Source organism: Nocardiopsis synnemataformans (assembly GCF_965343085.1).
GTDB classification, from domain to species: Bacteria; Actinomycetota; Actinomycetes; order Streptosporangiales; family Streptosporangiaceae; genus Nocardiopsis; species Nocardiopsis alborubida.
In genome coordinates this window covers 70,840-84,330 of sequence record NZ_CBDRFA010000028.1, presented here as the reverse complement: position 1 = coordinate 84,330, position 13,491 = coordinate 70,840, and the positions used below count along the sequence as shown (strand labels likewise).

The following is a 13,491-nucleotide window of genomic DNA, read 5'->3' as shown; positions in this document are numbered from 1 at the left end:
GGATGGCGGAGGGCTGGGGGGGACGTGCTTCCCCCCGGGCCCTTCGCCTGTGACGGGTCAGGCCGTCTGGGCCGCGACCGGCGCGCCCTCGGAGGCCTGCACCAGGACGAACCCCTGGCCCTCGAAGGAGAGCTGGAGCGCCTCGCCGCTGCCCCGGCCGATGAGCGCGCCCGCCTTGACCGTGCGGCGCACGCCCGTGCTCAGCGAGCTGGACCAGGCGACCGCGGAGTCGGTGTCCACGAAGGTCGGCTGGTCGACGTTGATCAGCACCGGGGCGCCGTGGCAGGCGATGGCCACCCTGCCGCGGCCGCTGAAGACCGTGTTGAAGAGCCCGCCGGCGGCCATGCCAGCGCCCTCCACCCGGCGGATGTCCCAGTTCAGCCCGGCCTCGAAGGCGAGCACGTTGTCGCCGTTGACCGTGAGGTGGTCGTCCTCCAGGTCCACCAGGTGCACGTCCCAGGCGTCGCGGGCCAGGAACACGTCACCGCGCCCGGACACCTTCATCAGCGGCAGCCCCTCGCCGGTGAAGGCCTTCTTGAAGAACTTGCTGACGCTGCCCGCCCCCTCGTAGGAGAAGTCGACCTGGCCCTGGTAGGCGACCATGGCGCCCTGCCTGGCGAAGAACTCACCGTTGAGGCCCACCCGGAGCATCTTGTGGTTCTGGAGGTGCATACCCGGCTGGCTGGTCTCCTGGGCCTGCTGGAAGAGGTGGCTTCTCATGAACGGTTCCCCATCGACGGTCTGGCTGGTTCACCTGGTCAGACGCTCCAGAACCGGAAAGGTTCCGCAGCGGGCCCGCCGTTTTCGGTCAGTCGGCGGACACGATCCCGTGCACCAGGTCGTAGACCCTGCGCTTGGGGACCCCGAACTCCCTGGCCACACGGGTGATCGCCTCCTTGCGGCGCACGCCCTCCTCCTCCAGGTCCGAGACCGCGGCGACCAGGTCGGCGTCCCCGACCTTCCCGGGATCGCGGCGGGCGCCCTCCACCACGAGGGAGATCTCGCCCCGCACGCCCTCGGCGGCCCAGGCCGCCAGCTCCCCGAGGCCGCCCCGGCGCACCTCCTCGTAGGTCTTGGTCAGCTCCCGGCACACGGCTGCGCGGCGGTCGGCGCCGAAGGCCGCGGCCATCGCCTCCAAGGTGGCGGCGACGCGGTGGGGGCTCTCGAAGAACACCATCGTGCGGCGCTCGGCCGCCAGGTCGGCCAGGTAGCCCGACAGGCCCTTGCGCGGCGGGAAGCCCTCGAAGCAGAACCGGTCGGTGGGCAGGCCCGAGACCACGAGCGCCGTGGTGACGGCGGACGGCCCCGGGATGGCGGTCACCGGGATGCCCTCCCCGGCGCAGGCGGCGGCCAGCCGGTAGCCGGGGTCGGACACCCCCGGCATCCCGGCGTCGGTGACGACGAGGACGTCGCTCCCCGCGCGCAGGTCGCCGAGCAGCTCGTCGGTACGGCGGCTCTCGTTGGCGTCGTAGTAGGACACGACGCGGGCACCCGCGTCCCCGCCCAGGCGCACGTCCGCACGGGAGGCGAACTGGCGTAGCCTTCGGGTGTCCTCGGCCGCGATGACGCGGGCGCCCTCCAGGGCGCGCAGCAGCCTGGGCGGCGCGTCCTCCACGTTCCCGATGGGCACACCGGCGAGCGTCAGGATCCCCGTCCCCCCACTCGTCCCAGCTCCACCCTCAACCACTGTGATCCCCGTCCTGTCGCGCTACGGTTGGCTCATCACGCCATCCGAAACCTGGTTTCGTGGTCCGTCCGCAAAGGACAACCATCTCCGACCCCAACCTACGAGCCGAGGTAACGGGTTCCCCGCTTGAAGGCGGGGCTTTCGACCCCCGGGTCGGGGGCCTGCCGTTACCAGCACCAGCCAACACCAGGGAGGTGACCCGTTGGCTACGTTTCACACAGGTGAGAAGACCCACCAGGCCGTGCTTCCTCAGCGGCCTGCTCTGGAACACGGGTCAGTGGTCACCCCCGGGGACAGGGACGAAACGGAGCACGGAGGCCGCGTTCTCGTGGCAGCCGGTGTGGAACACGCGCGAGGGGAGACGCCCGGTGTCCCACCTGGCGTCGGGTACGTCGTCCCCGTTCCCGTAAGGGCCGGGGACCTGGCCCGAGCGACCGTGCCGTCGGGCGGACAGGCGGGGACACACACCGGTCGTGTCGCGGTGCACAGCAGTGGCATCGGCACCGAGAGCGGGAGCCACACCCTGCAAACCCCGCACGGGCCGGTCAAGACCTCATGGAAGAACCTGCGTCTGCTCCAGCGGGCGGACGGTTACGGCTACACCACCCAGAAGGAGGCAGGGGCTCCCTCCACCGCCTGAGGGCGGGAGTATCCACCCCGTACACCCGATGACCACCACCGCACCTTTCTCCGGGGCAGAGCCCTCGTCCCCGCCGCGGTCGGCGCGGATCCGCGCCCGCTTCCTGCCCGCCAACCCCGCGCCCCGCTGGCTGGGCTGGCTGGGCGCCTTCGCCGTCGCGCTGTTCGCCGGAGCGCTGAGGTTCGTCAACCTCGGTCAGCCCGACCGGATCTACTTCGACGAGACCTACTACGCCAAGGACGCCTACGGGCTCTGGAACTTCGGCTACGAGCACGAGACCGTCGAGGAGCCCGTCGAGGCCGACGACCTGCTCGCCCAGGGGTACCAGGACATCTTCACCGGCGCGGGCGACTTCATCGTGCACCCGCCGGTGGGCAAGTGGATGATCGCCCTGGGCGACTGGCTGTGGTCGCTCCTGCCGTTCGGCACGACCATGACCCCCGAGGCCTGGCGGTTCGCCTCCGCCGTGGCCGGGGTGCTCTCGGTCCTCATCCTGGTGCGGCTGGCCACCCGGCTGACGCGCTCGGTGCTGCTGGGCTGCACGGCGGGGCTGATCATGGCGCTGGACGGCCTGCACTTCACGCTGAGCCGCATCGCCATGGTGGACATCTTCCTCACCCTGTGGATCCTGGCCGGGTTCGCGTGCCTGGTGATCGACCGGGACAGCACCCGGGAGCGGCTGGCCCGCCTGGCGGAGGCGGGAGGGGACCTGGCGGCGGTGGGCTGGCTGGGAATGCGCTGGTGGCGGCTGGCGGCCGGGCTGTGCTTCGGTCTGGCGGTGGGCACCAAGTGGTCGGCCCTCTTCTTCGTCGCGGCGTTCGGCCTGCTCACGGTGGCGTGGGACTACGGGGCCCGCAGCAGCGTCGGCCAGCGCCGCTTCTTCTGGCGGTGGCTGGGCATCGACGCCGTCCCGGCGTTCGTGCAGACCGTGGTGGTCGCGGGGGTCGTCTACCTGGTCTCGTGGTCGGGGTGGCTGTTCACCCGCGGCGGCTACAACCGCGACTTCGCGGACGGTCTGATACCCGAATGGGTGCCCGGTCTCCTGCGGGAACCGGTGGAGGCGCTGTGGAGCCTGGTGGACTACCACCGGCGGATGATGACCTTCCACACCGACCTGACCAGCGACCACGCCTACATCTCCGCGCCGTGGGAGTGGCTGGTCATGCGCACCCCGGTGATGTTCCACTACAACGGCGAGGTCGCCTCGTGCGACACGGGCGACTGCGTCACCTCGGTGGTCTCCATCGGCACGCCGGTCATCTGGTGGTCCAGCCTGCTCGCGCTGACGGTGATGCTCGGCTGGTGGGTGACCTTCCGCGACTGGCGCGCCGGGGCGGTGCTGCTGGCCGTGGCCGCGGGGTGGCTGCCGTGGTTCGCCTACCCGGACCGGCCCATGTTCCTGTTCTACGCCGCTCCGCTGCTGCCCTTCCTGGTCCTGGCGATCGTGCTGGCGCTGGGTCTGGCGATGGGGGCGGGGGAGGACAGTCCGCGCTTCGCCCCCTACACGCGTGCGGTGGGCGGCATCGTCTACGGCGTGGTCCTGCTGTTGATCGTGGCCAATTTCGCCTACTTCTACCCGGTGTTGTCGGCGTATCCGATCGACGAGGGGATGTGGCGCGAACGCCTGTGGTTCGACGTGTGGGTCTACGGCAACGGCGGTTAGCGAACGGCGCCCCGACGTATCCGTGTTCGGCCGCGCTCCATTAGTGGTCCGGCGGACGGAAATCAACAGTTACGAGTAGCCGAAACAGGACAGGGAAAGAGCGCGATTCCCGCGTGGAAAGCCTCGGCAGGGCAGCACCCTCCCTGGTAATGTCAGCGACTGGTTGCTGTTGTAGTTTCCATGGATGCCCGGGGCGCCTCGCGGAACTTCACGTGGGCGCTCGTCGATGCGGGATTCACCCGTCGGTCAGGCGCCCGGCGGCCCGGGGCCAGCAGGGTGCGGCCCCGCAGTAGTCCCCAAGGGAGAGCACATGGCTCAGGGCACCGTGAAGTGGTTCAACTCTGAGAAGGGTTTCGGGTTCATCGCCGTCGAGGGCGGCCAGCCCGACGTGTTCGTCCACTACTCGGCGATCACGGGCACCGGCTTCCGGAACCTGGAAGAGGACCAGAAGGTCACGTTCGACATCATCCAGGGCCCCAAGGGCCCGCAGGCCGCCGACGTCAGAGCGGTCTAGAGTCGTCCTTTCCACGCGGTCGGCGGAATCCACGGTCGCCCGACGGCACCGTCCGCGTCCGCGTTCCCTTACTTACCGGCACACCCGAGCAGCCGGGACCGGGTGTCGTCCAACGACCTTCCCGGCCCCGAACCGGGGCGCTCCGCCCGACGGCCCCGCACCGGGCCCCGGAGCCGGATTCGACCCCGGATGACACCGGGAGCGCCTGTACCCAGCCCTCCGCTCGTCGAGCGGGGGGCTGGTCCGCGTCCACCCCCTCCGGACGGCCGGGGCAGGGTTACCCAAGCCCCCCGATACCGGTTAACCTGCTTGAAGCCGGTCGGTACACCGAAGGACTGAGGTCGCGCATGTTCAACATCAGCGGAGGAGAGTTCGTCGTCCTCCTCCTGCTCGCGCTGCTGATCTTCGGCCCGGACCAGCTGCCCAAGGCGGCCCAGCAGGTGGGCAGGGTGCTGCGCCAGCTGCGGACGATGGCCAACTCCGCCTCCAACGACATCCGGGAGGGGCTCGGCCCGGAGTTCAAGGATTTCGACGTGCAGGACCTCAACCCCCGGCGCTTCGTGCAGAAGCACTTCTGGGAGGAAGAGGAGCAGGAGAGCAAGCCCGTGGCCCGGCTGAACGGCAAGCGCCCTCCCTTCGACGACGAGGCCACCTGACGCCGACCCCGGCCACACCCCTCCCCCTCCCCCGCCCCCGGCGCCGGTCCCGCGGCCTCATCCCACGAGCATGAGCACGAACAGTGCCAGGCCCAGCAGGATCACCGAGCCGACGATGATCGCCGGGGACCCGAAGGCCAGGACCAGGACCTCCACCGCCAACGCTCCGCCGAAGGCCCCGGCCAGCCAGGGCCAGCGCACGCCCGGCTCCCAGCCGTGACGGCGCTCGCGGTTGAGCGTGATCAGGAACGCGGCCCCGATGAGCAGCCAGAACACCAGGTGGGCGAGCGCGCGGGTCTGCGGATCGACGTAGTCGGCCATCCCGCCGACCACCATCACGTAGGTCGCCGTTCCCGCGAGCAGCCGCCAGTGCCCGCCGCCCCTGCGGGCGGGGATGACCTTGCGCCGTGCCGGAGTGGTGCGCCGGAAGCGCTCCGCCGCGACCGCGGGCTCCTCCTCCACCGGTTCCACCGTGGTCTCACGCGGCCCGGGAGGCGGGGGCTCCGGGGGCGGGGGCTCGTATCCCCCGACGGGTGCGGATCCCCGCGGGGGCTGGGGGCCCTCCGCCAGGGGCACGGAGTCCTGCGGCGGGGCCGGGGGGTCCTGCGGCGGGAACTCTTCGGGATGGTATCCGCCGGGGTACTTCGGGGAGTCGGACACGGTCCGCCCCTTCACGGTCGCGCGGTGGCCCCCTGCCGGGGCCGGGATCAGTGTCCGGATCCCTACCCGGTGCCGCACCCGGTCAAATCCCCGTTCCGGGGGCCTTCCGACGGCGTTACGGGCCGGCGGGGGCACCGGGAACGAAGAAAGGACCCGACCGGTCCTCGGGGGTCCGGTCGGGTCCCTGTGCCGGGGTTCGGCGGAACCCTTTCGGCGGGCTGGTTACAGCCAGGCCCACCCGTTGTCACGGGCAGTAGTAACGCGCGTGGTCATGGCATCTACCTTTCGTATGGCTTCCAGCCCATCCCAGAACCACAATGGCGTAGAGCGCTCTCCGTCCGCAAGACCCGTAGACGAACGTTCATCATTTTATGGCACGGGCACCACCAAAGCCCGCTGGGGCATCGTCCAAATAACCGAATCCTGACCCGTTTCCGCAGCTCAGAAGGGATCCCATTACCGTTGGCAGAACACCTCCCGGCTTGGCGGCCCGCCAAAAAAGGACATCGACCAGGTCAAATCCACACCATGAATATAACGGAGAGCGACGGCGTTCCCATTTCCGCGGAACGTGAAATCGGGATATCCGGCGGTGAGCTTGGGAGCGCATCCACGGAACAACACGGGCCGTTACCAGGGAGAACCCGTCGAACAGAATGCCGGAAAGCAGAGCTATGCCCAGCTTTGCACCATGACACCCGTTCTGTCTGATCGTGACTCTGCGTCATGGCTGGCTCTGCGTCAGGGCGCCTTCGGTCCGGCTCCCCGGACGCGCCTCCGGGGAGGGAGCCCCCAGGGCACCTTTTTCGGTCACGAACAAAACCGAATATCTCACTTACCTCTTCCCGGACGCGCACGCCGGTGGCACTCTTCCGCGGCCCTCCCCGCGGTGTCGTTCGCACCGTTTCCCGCGGATGTGCCCCGGGTAGCGGGCGGTGAGTTCCTTCGTTACCACCCCGCTCACTGAGCGCACATGAGACAATGGGCAGCCCCAGCAGGAGGTCTCCATGCGCATCTCTTTCCCCCGGTCGGCCCTTCTCCTCCTGGCCAGCGGTTGGACATGCCCGTACCGCAACCACCTGGGCAGACCCGAGGTGTCGGTGCGCGAGAGCCCGCTTCCGCGGCGAGGGACGGGACGGGTGGGGAACCCATGAGCGCACACCCCCTCTTTCCCGCCCAGGCCCCCTACCCCGGGGAGCCCGCCGCTCCGGCCGCCCCGATCCGCGCCATGGTCGTGGACGACCACGCGCTGTTCCGCCGGGGTCTGGTGTCCGTCCTGGACGAGGAGCCCGACATCGACGTGGTCAGCGAGGCGCGTGACGGGGAGGAAGCCGTCCGCCTGGCCGCCGAACTGCGTCCGGACGTCGTCATCATGGACGTGATGATGCCGCACACCAGCGGCATCGACGCCTGCTCGCGCATCCGTGAGGCGGCACCGCACACCAGGTTCGTCATGCTGACCATGAGCGACGACGAGAGCGACCTCTTCGACGCGCTCAAGGCCGGGGCGACGGGTTACCTGCTCAAGGCCATCTCGGTGACAGAACTCGCGGAGGCGGTGCGCGCCATCGTCAAGGGCGACTCGTTCATCAACCCGGCGATGGCGACCAAGCTCATCGGGGAGTTCGCCGAGCTGGCCAAGCAGGAGAGCGCCCCGCCCAGCCGCGCGTCCATCCCCGAGCTGACCCGGCGCGAGACCGAGGTGCTCAAGCTGCTGGCCCGCTCCCTGAACAACCGGGAGATCGGGGAGCGGCTGTTCATCACCGAGAACACCGTCAAGAACCACGTCCGCAAGATCCTGGAGAAGCTCCAGGTGCACTCGCGCACCGAGGCCGCCATCTACGCCGTCCGGGCCGAGTACGTCTCCGGGCGCTGAGGCCCGCATCCCGGCGGAGTCGCGCCGGGAGCGGCCCGCGGCTGCCCCCGGGCGGCCGCCAGGCGGGCGCTGGAGCCCGTTGGGCACCAGGCGCACCACGTGGAGTCCCAGGAGCACCACGAGTCCCAGGAGCGTCCGCGTGGGCGCGTTCTGCGCGCGGAGGGTCCCACGCGGACGCCGGGGAGGCGCGACACCGCCCGGCGCGCGTCCCGTGGTCGGCCGGGAGCTGACCGGGGCGGGCCTACTCCTCCTCGGAGGGCCCCCGGGCGGCGGAGGAGGGGCCGAAGAGCAGTCCGGCGCTGCGGCGGGTGACGGTGAGCAGGTCGGCGCCGCGGAACAGGTCCCCGAACCCCGAACCCTCGAGGTTCCCGGTGAGGGAGAGCGTGGCGATGCCGTGCACGACCGACCAGCCCGCGACCATGGCGGCTGCCGCGTCCCCGACCTCCCGGCCCTCCTCGGCCAGGGACTCCACACCGGCGCGGAGCTCGTCGAAGGCCGCCGTGCGCGCGGCGTTCAGCTCGACGTCGTCCCCGCTCAGCAGGCTGGGAGTGAACATCACGTCGAAGTGCGCCGGATGGCCGGTCGCGAAGCGCACGTACTCCACACCCGCCTCCAGGAAACCCCCGCCGGACTCGCGGTTGGCCCGCAGCCGTGCGGCCAGCTCGTGGAAGCCCTCGGTGGCCAGGGCGTTGAGCACGCCCTCACGGCTGCCGAAGTGGTGCCGGGGGGCGGTGTGGCTCACCCCGAGTTCGAGCGCCAACGAGCGCAGGCTGAAGGAGTAGGGCCCCTCCCTGGCGATGACCTCCGCCGCCTTCTCCAGGACGGCGGCCCTGAGGTTCCCGTGGTGGTATCCGTCTGCCATGACCCCGCACCCTACGACGACAAGTTTCCACTGTAAAGATTTTGCGGGCCGACTCCGCGGCGAAGACGCGGAGTACGCTGGACGGGTACCGGCACCCCGCCACAGGGGATAGCCGCTTCGCCGGTGACACTCGGGGCTCCGGTCCGGAAACGACCGCCCGCCGCAGGGAACAGCAGCACCGCCTCCGGCCCGGAGCCCGCGGGTCTCCCGTAAGTCCTCCGCAGACACGGCGAAGGCCCCGTCCCACGGGTGGGACGGGGCCTTGCTGTCTGCGGTGGAGCTATGGGGATTTGAACCCCAGACCCCCTCGATGCGAACGAGGTGCGCTACCGGACTGCGCCATAGCCCCGAAGACGAGATCCAGACTAGCAGGAAACCCGGAGTGGTCCGAACCGGGTTTTCCCGGTCCGGCCCCGGACCGGACCCAACCTCGGACCGCCCCCGTCCCGCTCGCGGCCCGGACCCGGGTCAGTCCCCGGCAGCACGCAGCCGGGCGTCCGCGTACTGGTCGTACACCTGGCTGCGCCGCTCCTTGAGGGCGATCACCTCGGCCTCGCGCTCGGCCTCGCGCCGTCGCTCGGCCTCGTCCCGGCGGGCGCGCTGGACCTCCCTGCGGCGTGCCCGCAGGGCCGCTTCCCTGCGCTCGGCGTCGGCCTTGGCGGCCTCCCGGAGCAGGACCAGGTGTCCGGCGAACAGCAGCACCGGCGGGGCGACCACCCACCAGGGCCCCAGCCCGAAGGCCACGGCCACGAGGGTGGCGGCGTTCACCAGGATCAGCGTCGTGGTGCGACGGCGGCGTCGGGCGATGACGCGGGCGCGCGGTCCGGACCCGGCGCGGTACCGCCCCGGGCGCGGCGCGTCCCCGCGGAACCCGGGGGCGTCCGCCGGGGCGGTGACGTGGTCGTCGCGGCGCAGGACCCGCGTCTCGGTGGCGTCCGGGTCCTCCGCACGCCCCTCGGCGTCCTCCCCGGCCTCCCCGTCCTCGGTCCCCGCGGGTTCCCCGTCCTCCCGCTGGTCCTCGTGGAAGGTGCCCACGGGGTCCTTCCGCAGCAGCATCGGCACCAGGACTATGAGCCACACCACCACGATGGCCAGGTACAGAGGAGAGCTGCTCATCACCCCTCCTCACGATGACGGCCACTGGACGTTGATCGACACCTCGTCGACACCGCGCCGCGTGGTGCCCCCGGGGACGGAGACGTCCCGCCGGGGAACGCCGCCCCCGCCCCTCCCCTGATCCGGGGAGTTTCCGGTGCGCCATATCCACGCGTTGCCCGCATCGTCAATGCGTCTATGTTCCGCACGGTACGACCCCGTGTCCATAAATGCGCCACATTCTGACCGGAGTGTCGCAAGATTGTGGACTCTCAGTTTCGGACGCCCTGACCCCGGGGGTGAAAGTGCAGGTCAACCAACGACTGCGGAGCGCAGTCCCAATTCAACGCAAAGTAATGAATCAATGTCACTAAAGTCAGGTTTAAGTTCCGGATGCTTCTGTGATGTTGGCACGTTCAGTTCGACCCCGGGTGTGGACTCGCCGGATCGCGCGGATCCCGGCCGCCGTTCGGGCCCTGTGGCCCCAAAGCGGAACCGGGGCCGGAACCGGGCTCCTCGGGCGGTCCGGAAGACGTTCCGTGGCGCCACCGGTACAACAGCCCCCGGGGGACCTCCTCCGCGGTGATCGCGTAGCAGATGTGGTCGCGCCAGGCCCCGTCGATGTGCAGCTGTCTTCTGCGCACGCCCTCGTCGCGGAAGCCCAGCTTGGCGACCACGCGTCTGCTCGCCCGGTTCTCGGGCCGGACGTTGGCCTCGATCCGGTGCAGCCCGACGCGGAAGAAGGAGTGGTCCACGGCCAGCGCGACCGCGGTCGGGGTGATGCCGAGCCCGGCGTGGGCGCTGTCGATCCAGTACCCGACCTGCGCCGACCTGGCCGAACCCCACACGATGGCCCCCACCGTGATCTGACCGACGAACCTGTCGTCGTAGAGGATCGCCCAGGGCATGGACAGGCCCTGCCTGGCCTCGTGGCGGATGGACTGGAGCATCGAGACGTAGGGGGTGAGCCCGGTGGTACGCAGTGGCATCTCCGGATAGGTGGGCTCCCAGGGACGCAGCCACTCCTCGTTGCGCGAACGCGTGTCCCTGATCGCCGCGGCGTCGCGGAGCCGCAGCGGCCGGAGTACGACCGGTCCCTCCTGAAGGGTGACGGGCCACCCATGTCTGCGATTCACGACCGTCCCTTCGATGCCCTCGGCACCGTAGCCCAGCGGTGCGACACCGGACGCCGGGGCGTCGGGTTGCCGTCGCCGGTGACGGGCTCCAGTATTCCACTCCCTGGGACGCGGCATGGCTGTCGTCGCCCCAGCGGGCAAGAATCGGATGATTCCTAACTCCAATACTTCCGTACCGAAAACCGGCCCTGCCCCAAGGAATTCTCAACGGTCGGAATGCCCGGGATGTGATTCCGGTCATTCTCCGGTGTCATTCAGAGCGGGCGTGGTCTCCTCCGCGCAGCTGGTCCACCGCGTGCCTCAGCACCGGCGCCAGCACCTCCATCCCGTCGGCGGCACCGCCCCGGGAGCCGGGCAGGTTGACCACGAGCATCCGGTGCCCCGCGCGCTCGACGACCCCGGCCAGGCCGCGCGACAGGATCGCCGTGGGCACGCCCTTGTCCCGGCCCGCCGCACGCAGCGCCTCGGCGATCCCGGGGATCTCGTAGGACAGCAGCGCGCGCGTCACCTCGGGCGTGTGGTCGTGCGGGGTCAGCCCGGTGCCCCCGGTGGTGACGACGGCGTCGAGCCGCTCGTCCAGGGCGCGGCCGATGGCCTGTGCCACCGGTTCGCCGTCGGGGACCACCCACGGCCCCACGACCGCGCAGCCGACTCCGCGCAGTCCCTCGGCGACGACCGGTCCGGAGCGGTCCGGGTAGACGCCCGCCGCCGCCCGGTTGGACGCCGTGACGACCGCGACGCGGAGGACGGGGGGGCCGGCCTCAGTCACCACGCCTCCAGTGGCCCTTCCTGCCGCCGGTCTTCTCCTCGACGCGCACCCCGGTGACCTCGGCCCCGGGGTCGATCGCCTTGACCATGTCCACCAGCCCGAGGGCGGCGGCCATGACGCAGGTGAGCGCCTCCATCTCCACGCCGGTGCGGTCGGCGGTGCGGACCGTGGCGCGGATGTCCACGCCCTCGTCCACGACGGTGAGGTCCACGTCCACGCCGTGCACGGCGATGGGATGGCACAGGGGCACCAGGTCGGGGGTGCGCTTGGCCGCCTGGATCCCGGCGATCCGGGCGACGGCCAGGGCGTCGCCCTTGGGGACCTCTCCCCCGCGCAGGGCGGCGACGGCCTCGGAGCCGAGCAGCACCCGGCCCGACGCGGTGGCGGTGCGCGCGCTCACCGTCTTCTGCGAGACGTCGACCATGCGCGCGGCGCCGGATCCGTCCAGGTGGGTGAACCCGGAGGGGTGGTCGGCCCCCTCACGCCGTGGGGTGTCGGTCATGGGTCCGCCAACTCCTCCGCTCGGAACGCGGGACGCGGCCGGGCGGCCGCGTCCGGGCGCGCCGGAGCGCGCCACCACGACGGTACGGCACTTTCGGACGCTCCCCGTCCACAGGTCCGCGGGTTCGGGCGGGCGCGGCTCAGGCCGGTTCGGGCAGGCGCACCACCTCGACGCGGCTGCCCGCGGCCAGCTCGGTCACCTCCTCGGGCACCACCACGAGCGCGTTGGCCCCGGCCAGGGCGGACAGCTGGTGCGAGCCCTGGTGCAGCGCCGGGGACACCGTGGACTCGGCGTCGCGTCCGTAGGGGGACTCCTCCAGCACCGCCCGCAGGAAGGAGCGGCGCCCGGGCGGGGAGGTGACCGGCGAGGTGAGCAGGGCGCGCATGCTCGGCAGCGGCCGGGGGTCGAGTCCGCGCAGACGGCGCAGCGCGGGCCGGACGAAGACCTGGAAGGACACGAAGGCGCTCACCGGGTTGCCGGGCAGCGTGACGATGGGGGTCCGGTCCGGGCCGATCACGCCGAAGCCCTGGGGCTTGCCCGGCTGCATCGCCACCTGGGTGAACTCCACGGTGCCCTCACGGGTGAGCACCTCCTTGACCACGTCGTGGGCGCCCATGCTCACCCCGCCCGTGGTCACCACGATGTCGGCGCGCACCAGCAGGTCCTCCAGCGTGTCGCGCACCGTCTGCGGGTGGTCGCCCACGAACCCGTGGCGGTGCACCTCGCACCCGGCGTCGCGCGCGGCGGCGGCGATCATGAAGCTGTTGGACTCCCAGATCTGGCCGGGGCCGAGCGGGCGCCCGGGCTCGACCAGCTCCTCGCCGGTGGAGAGCACCATCACACGGGGGCGGGCGTAGACGGGCACCGAGCGGCGCCCGACGGCCGCCAGGACGCCCATCTCCCCCGGGCCGACGCGCACGCCGGGCCGTAGCACGGTGGCGCCCGCGGTGACGTCGTCCCCCGCGCGGCGCACGGCGTTGCCCGCCTTCACCGGCCGGTCGAAGGTCACCCTGGCCGTGCCGCCGTCGGTCCACTCGACCGGGACCACCGCGTCGGCTCCCGAGGGCATGGGCGCGCCGGTCATGATCCGGGCCGACCTGCCCGGCAGGACCGCGGTCGGGGAGGGGTCGCCCGCCGGGATGTCGGCGACGACCGGCAGCCGCACGGGGTTGTCCGGCGAGGCCGACTCCAGGTCCGCGGCGCGCACCGCGTACCCGTCCATGGACGAGTTGTCGAAGCCCGGCAGCGACACGGGCGAGGTGACGGCCTCGGCCAGCACGGCGCCGTGTGCCTGGAGCAGGTCCAGCTCGGTCGGCACGGGATCGGGGATCAGTGCCAGGACATCGGCGACGTGCTGTTCGACGCTCTTCACGGGGGTTCCTCCCGGTTCGCGGTTCCTTTGGTGGCCCCGCCTCCCCTCCCTCAGGAGAC

The 13,491-nt window shown here is 71.2% G+C and carries 14 protein-coding genes and 1 tRNA gene; 5 read left to right on the top strand and 10 right to left on the bottom strand.

Annotated features, from left to right (window positions below; genetic code table 11):
* Positions 1-57: 57 nt before the first annotated feature.
* Both ACSIH6_RS17865 and rsmI read right to left on the bottom strand, forming a co-directional pair.
* Positions 58-720 (bottom strand): AIM24 family protein, encoded by a 663-nt coding sequence (locus tag ACSIH6_RS17865; RefSeq protein WP_435109444.1) that lies wholly within the window; start codon positions 718-720, stop codon positions 58-60.
* Positions 721-808: 88 nt separating this feature from the next.
* Positions 809-1,687 (bottom strand): 16S rRNA (cytidine(1402)-2'-O)-methyltransferase, encoded by an 879-nt coding sequence (gene rsmI, locus ACSIH6_RS17860; protein ID WP_435109443.1) that lies wholly within the window; start codon positions 1,685-1,687, stop codon positions 809-811.
* 481 nt (positions 1,688-2,168) lie between these two features.
* Between rsmI and ACSIH6_RS17855 the strand changes: the two genes are divergently transcribed.
* From ACSIH6_RS17855 to ACSIH6_RS17840, 4 genes are all read left to right on the top strand, one after another.
* A complete protein-coding gene (locus ACSIH6_RS17855; RefSeq protein ID WP_435109442.1) occupies positions 2,169-2,327 on the top strand; it encodes a hypothetical protein in 159 nt (52 codons plus the stop codon).
* Positions 2,328-2,355: 28 nt separating this feature from the next.
* Positions 2,356-3,990, top strand: coding sequence for a dolichyl-phosphate-mannose--protein mannosyltransferase (locus tag ACSIH6_RS17850; protein WP_435109441.1), 1,635 nt, complete (start codon positions 2,356-2,358; stop codon positions 3,988-3,990).
* 310 nt (positions 3,991-4,300) lie between these two features.
* A complete protein-coding gene (locus ACSIH6_RS17845; RefSeq protein WP_061079964.1) occupies positions 4,301-4,504 on the top strand; it encodes a cold-shock protein in 204 nt (67 codons plus the stop codon).
* 347 nt (positions 4,505-4,851) lie between these two features.
* Positions 4,852-5,160, top strand: coding sequence for a sec-independent translocase (locus ACSIH6_RS17840; protein ID WP_013155081.1), 309 nt, complete (start codon positions 4,852-4,854; stop codon positions 5,158-5,160).
* Positions 5,161-5,217: 57 nt separating this feature from the next.
* On the opposite strand, the gene ACSIH6_RS17835 is transcribed toward ACSIH6_RS17840, so the two are convergent.
* Entirely contained in the window at positions 5,218-5,820 is a 603-nt protein-coding gene (locus tag ACSIH6_RS17835) for a hypothetical protein (protein WP_435109440.1), read from the bottom strand.
* 1,150 nt (positions 5,821-6,970) lie between these two features.
* Between ACSIH6_RS17835 and ACSIH6_RS17830 the strand changes: the two genes are divergently transcribed.
* Entirely contained in the window at positions 6,971-7,696 is a 726-nt protein-coding gene (locus ACSIH6_RS17830; RefSeq protein WP_435109439.1) for a response regulator, read from the top strand.
* Between the two features lie 241 nt (positions 7,697-7,937).
* Here ACSIH6_RS17830 and ACSIH6_RS17825 read toward each other — a convergent pair whose 3' ends face one another.
* From ACSIH6_RS17825 to glp, 7 genes are all read right to left on the bottom strand, one after another.
* Positions 7,938-8,558, bottom strand: a complete 621-nt coding sequence (locus ACSIH6_RS17825) for a TetR/AcrR family transcriptional regulator (protein ID WP_435109438.1) — start codon at positions 8,556-8,558, stop codon at positions 7,938-7,940.
* A gap of 275 nt (positions 8,559-8,833) precedes the next feature.
* Positions 8,834-8,907 (bottom strand) — tRNA-Ala (locus tag ACSIH6_RS17820).
* A gap of 119 nt (positions 8,908-9,026) precedes the next feature.
* A complete protein-coding gene (gene sepX, locus ACSIH6_RS17815) occupies positions 9,027-9,674 on the bottom strand; it encodes a divisome protein SepX/GlpR (protein WP_435109437.1) in 648 nt (215 codons plus the stop codon).
* A gap of 395 nt (positions 9,675-10,069) precedes the next feature.
* On the bottom strand, positions 10,070-10,789 hold the full coding sequence (locus ACSIH6_RS17810; RefSeq protein WP_435109436.1) for a GNAT family N-acetyltransferase: 720 nt from the start codon (positions 10,787-10,789) through the stop codon (positions 10,070-10,072).
* 250 nt (positions 10,790-11,039) lie between these two features.
* Positions 11,040-11,558, bottom strand: coding sequence for a MogA/MoaB family molybdenum cofactor biosynthesis protein (locus ACSIH6_RS17805; RefSeq protein WP_435109435.1), 519 nt, complete (start codon positions 11,556-11,558; stop codon positions 11,040-11,042).
* Positions 11,551-12,060 carry a cyclic pyranopterin monophosphate synthase MoaC gene (gene moaC, locus ACSIH6_RS17800; protein WP_150251742.1) on the bottom strand — a complete coding sequence of 170 codons (510 nt, stop codon included), beginning with the start codon at positions 12,058-12,060 and terminating at the stop codon, positions 11,551-11,553. The genes ACSIH6_RS17805 and moaC overlap by 8 nt, the downstream gene beginning before the upstream one ends.
* A 139-nt stretch (positions 12,061-12,199) precedes the next feature.
* On the bottom strand, positions 12,200-13,432 hold the full coding sequence (glp, locus tag ACSIH6_RS17795; RefSeq protein ID WP_435109434.1) for a molybdotransferase-like divisome protein Glp: 1,233 nt from the start codon (positions 13,430-13,432) through the stop codon (positions 12,200-12,202).
* Positions 13,433-13,491 lie beyond the last annotated feature (59 nt).

Coding starts and splice junctions, on each gene's coding strand:
- ACSIH6_RS17865 (WP_435109444.1), bottom strand. CDS start 720: ATGAGAAGCCACCTCTTCCAGCAGGCCCAGGAGACCAGCCAGCCGGGT.
- ACSIH6_RS17850 (WP_435109441.1), top strand. CDS start 2,356: ATGACCACCACCGCACCTTTCTCCGGGGCAGAGCCCTCGTCCCCGCCG.
- ACSIH6_RS17845 (WP_061079964.1), top strand. CDS start 4,301: ATGGCTCAGGGCACCGTGAAGTGGTTCAACTCTGAGAAGGGTTTCGGG.
- ACSIH6_RS17840 (WP_013155081.1), top strand. CDS start 4,852: ATGTTCAACATCAGCGGAGGAGAGTTCGTCGTCCTCCTCCTGCTCGCG.
- ACSIH6_RS17830 (WP_435109439.1), top strand. CDS start 6,971: ATGAGCGCACACCCCCTCTTTCCCGCCCAGGCCCCCTACCCCGGGGAG.
- ACSIH6_RS17825 (WP_435109438.1), bottom strand. CDS start 8,558: ATGGCAGACGGATACCACCACGGGAACCTCAGGGCCGCCGTCCTGGAG.
- sepX (WP_435109437.1), bottom strand. CDS start 9,674: ATGAGCAGCTCTCCTCTGTACCTGGCCATCGTGGTGGTGTGGCTCATA.
- moaC (WP_150251742.1), bottom strand. CDS start 12,060: ATGACCGACACCCCACGGCGTGAGGGGGCCGACCACCCCTCCGGGTTC.